General features: G+C 71.9%; 4 protein-coding genes. 2 read left to right on the forward strand and 2 right to left on the reverse strand.

Going from position 1 to position 3,652, the window contains the following annotated elements; translation table 11 throughout:
- Positions 1 to 893 (forward strand): ROK family protein (locus DAT37_RS37715; RefSeq protein ID WP_109529742.1); only part of this gene is annotated, 893 nt, incomplete at its 5' end.
- 9 nt (positions 894 to 902) lie between these two features.
- Here the strand turns inward: DAT37_RS37715 and DAT37_RS37720 are convergent.
- Positions 903 to 1,655 (reverse strand): helical backbone metal receptor, encoded by a 753-nt coding sequence (locus DAT37_RS37720; protein WP_109529744.1) that lies wholly within the window; start codon positions 1,653 to 1,655, stop codon positions 903 to 905.
- A gap of 169 nt (positions 1,656 to 1,824) precedes the next feature.
- On the opposite strand from DAT37_RS37720, the gene DAT37_RS37725 reads away from it, so the two are divergent.
- Positions 1,825 to 2,628, forward strand: coding sequence for an SAM-dependent methyltransferase (locus DAT37_RS37725; protein ID WP_109529743.1), 804 nt, complete (start codon positions 1,825 to 1,827; stop codon positions 2,626 to 2,628).
- 41 nt (positions 2,629 to 2,669) lie between these two features.
- Here the strand turns inward: DAT37_RS37725 and DAT37_RS37730 are convergent.
- On the reverse strand, positions 2,670 to 3,652 hold a 983-nt coding region (locus DAT37_RS37730), incomplete at its 5' end, for a methylmalonyl-CoA mutase family protein (protein ID WP_232840245.1).

Below are 3,652 nucleotides of genomic sequence, written 5' to 3' on the forward strand. Positions count from 1 at the left end.
AGGCCGTCCTGTCGTGGGTGCGGCAGGCGTTCCAGCGGCTCCTCGACCGGACCGGCCGGCCGCGCAGCCAGGTGTGCGGCATCGGCGTCGACCTGCCCGGCTCGGTGGACCACACCTCCGGCAAGGTGATCAGGTCGTTCCTGATGCCCGGCTGGGACGACCACCTCATCGGCGAGGCCCTGCGGTCCGACTACGACGTGCCGATCCTCGTGGAGAACGACGCCAACGCGATGGCGCTCGGCGAGTGGTGGTCGTCCTGGCGCCGGACCCGCGCCCTGATCCTCGTCAAGGTGTCCACGGGCATCGGGACCGGCGTCATCCTGGACGGCGGGATCTACCGGGGCGCCGAGGAGGCCGCCGGCAACATCGGGCACGTCCGGCTGCGCGAGAGTGACGACCGGGTCTGCACGTGCGGCTCGCGCGGCTGCGTCGCCTCCCTGGCCAGCGGGCACGCGCTCGCCACCGACCTGGGGCAGCGGAGCAGCCGCGACGTGGTGCGCCTCGTGCACGCCGGCGACCCCACGGCCATCGCCCGCACCCAGGAGGCGGGACGTACGCTCGGGATCGTGCTGGCGACCGCGGTCAGCCTGCTCAACCCCGGCGTCCTGGTGCTGGCCGGGGACATGGCGGAGACCGGGGAGCACTACCTGACGGGCATCCGCGAGAGCGTCTACAGCCGCAGCCTGCCGTACACCACCCGCAACCTGGAGATCGCCACCAGCTCGCTGGGCAGCCGCGCGGGGATCGTGGGGACCGCCGTGATCGTCATGGAGCACGTCCTCAGTCCCGAGGCCGTCGACGCCGCGCTCGCCGCCGGTCCCCAGTCCAGGAGAGGCCCGTCGGGCGCGGGCGCGCGGCTCACCGCCCGGCCCACGACGGACGCGACCGCCTGACCGGCGAGCTCAGCCGGCGAGGGCAATCTCCAGGCGGGCGCGCGCCTCGACGAGCGACGGCCCGTACCAGGTCAGGTCGCGCCCGCTGACCAGGACGCAGCGCAGGCCGGGGAAGCACTCGGGGCCGTCCGTCGCGGTGAAGGCGTAGGGCTCGTCCGGCAGCACCACCAGGTCGGGCGAGCGCTCGACCAGCTCGGCCTGCGGCACCTTCGGGTAGCGGTCGGGGTGGCCGGCGTACAGGTTGTCCACGCCGAGCCGCCGCAGCACGTCGCCGGTGAACGTGTCGCGCCCTGCCACCATCCAGGGCCGCCGCCAGATCGGGATGACCGCCGAGCGGCGCGATCCCCCGGCCGGTGCCCGCCACACCTCCTCGGCCCGGTCGAGCCAGGCGGGCCTCGCGGTCCGGCAGGCATGCCTGAACATCCGGTCGAGGGAGGCGAACGCCTCGTCCAGCGTCTCGATCCGCGTGACCCAGACGGCCAGGCCCGCGTCCCGCAGGGCGGCGAGGTCCGGCTCGCGGTTCTCCTCCTCGTTGGCCAGCACCACGTCCGGGGCGAGCCGCCCGATCGCGTCGAGGTCGGGGCTCTTGGTGCCCCGCACCCGGGCGACGTCCAGACCGGCGGGGTGCGAGCACCAGTCGGTCGCCCCCACCAGGGCCCCGGGCAGCGTCACCGCCACCGACTCCGTCAGCGACGGTACGAGCGACACGATCCGCGTCACGGTCTCGGGCACGGGCACCGGGACCCCCGCGTCATCCTTCACACCCGACACACTATGATCCACCTGCACCCCCGTGGCGTCCGGGCCCCCTTCCGGACTTCGGCCGAAACGAACGAAGTTCCAGCCGAATCCACGGGGACTCCACAAAAGGGCTGACGAATCCGTAGACTCTCAGCAAAAGATCGTCACTGTCTGATCGGGGGATCGCTGATTGGAGCGAGAACCACTGGGTTTCGATCCGAACACGCCGAACATCGCCCGGCTCTACGACTACTTGCTCGGGGGCAAGGACCATCTGGCCGTGGACCGCGAGGCGGCCGAGGAGCTGCTGCGGGTCGCTCCTGAGGTGCGCGCGGCCGCGCGGGCCAACAGGGCGTTCCTGCGGCGCGTCGTGCGGCGGCTGGCCGCCGCCGGGCTGCGCCAGTTCCTCGACGTCGGCACCGGGCTGCCCGCCTACGGCAGCGTGCACGAGGTGGCCCGGGAGGTCGCGCCGGAGGCGCGCGTGGCCTACGTCGACCGGGACCCCGTCGTGCTCACCCACGTCCGGGCGCTGCCGGTCGACCCGGACACCACGGCCGTGGTCGAGGGCGACCTGCGCCATCCCGAGACCATCCTGAAGCACCCCGACGTGGTGCGCGTCATCGACTTCAGCGAGCCCGTCGGCGTCCTGCTCGTCGGGGTCATGCACCACATCGCCGACGGCGACGACCCCGGGGGCATCGTCGCCACGTTCCGCGACGCGATAGCCCCCGGCAGCCACCTGGCCATCTCGCACGGCTCCAGCGACGCCCGCAGCGCCGTCGTGGACAAGGCGGTCGAGGTCTACGGCCGGACGGGAGTTCCCCTGTCCATGCGCGGCCGGGAGCGGGTCGCCGAGCTGTTCACGGGGTTCGAGCTGGTCGAGCCGGGCCTGGTATGGCTGTCGCAGTGGCATCCCGAGGAGGCCGACGCGATCGACTTCGCCGACGACCCGGCATCGTCGCTGGCGGTGTGCGGCGTCGGCAGGAGGACCTGACAGGCGACGCCGCCCGTACGGCACGAGCCGGAGCCGAACGGTCAGACGTTCCGCCTGTACTGGCCGCCCGCCTCGAACAGCGCGTCGGTGATCTGGCCGAGCGAGCAGACCCTGGCCGTCTCCATCAGCACCTCGAAGGCGTTGCCGTCGGACATGGCGACCTCCCGCAGCCGGGCCAGCGCGGCCGGCGCCTCGCCCTGGTTGCGCTCGTGGAAGCCGTGCAGGCGGTCGAGCTGCGACCTCTTCTCCTCCTCGGTGCCCCTGGCGAGCTCCAGCTGCTGCGGCTGCGGCTCGTCGCCGCGCGGGTTGCGGAAGGTGTTGACGCCGATGATGGGCAGTGAGCCGTCGTGCTTGCGCGTCTCGTACAGCATCGACTCGTCCTGGATCCGGCCGCGCTGGTAGCCCGTCTCCATCGCGCCCAGCACGCCGCCCCGGTCCGACAGCCGCTCGAACTCCCGCAGCACCGCCTCCTCCACCAGGTCCGTCAGCTCGTCGATGATGTACGAGCCCTGCAGCGGGTTCTCGTTGCGCGCCAGGCCCCACTCGCGGTTGATGATCAGCTGGATGGCCATGGCCCGGCGCACCGAGTCGGCCGACGGGGTCGTCACGGCCTCGTCGAAGGCGTTGGTGTGCAGGCTGTTGCAGTTGTCGTAGATCGCGATCAGGGCCTGCAGGGTGGTGCGGATGTCGTTGAAGTCCATCTCCTGGGCGTGCAGGGAGCGGCCCGAGGTCTGGATGTGGTACTTGAGCTTCTGCGACCGCTCGGCGGCGCTGTACCTCTCGCGCATCGCGACCGCCCAGATGCGGCGGGCGACGCGCCCGAGCACGCTGTACTCGGGGTCCATGCCGTTGGAGAAGAAGAACGACAGGTTGGGCGCGAAGTCGTCGATCCTCATGCCGCGGGCCAGGTACGCCTCGACGTAGGTGAAGCCGTTGGCGAGCGTGAAGGCGAGCTGGCTGATGGGGTTCGCGCCGGCTTCGGCGATGTGGTAGCCGGAGATCGAGACCGAGTAGAAGTTGCGGA

It is taken from the genome of Nocardia aurea, from assembly GCF_003123685.1.
Taxonomy (GTDB): domain Bacteria; phylum Actinomycetota; class Actinomycetes; order Mycobacteriales; family Mycobacteriaceae; genus Nocardia; species Nocardia aurea.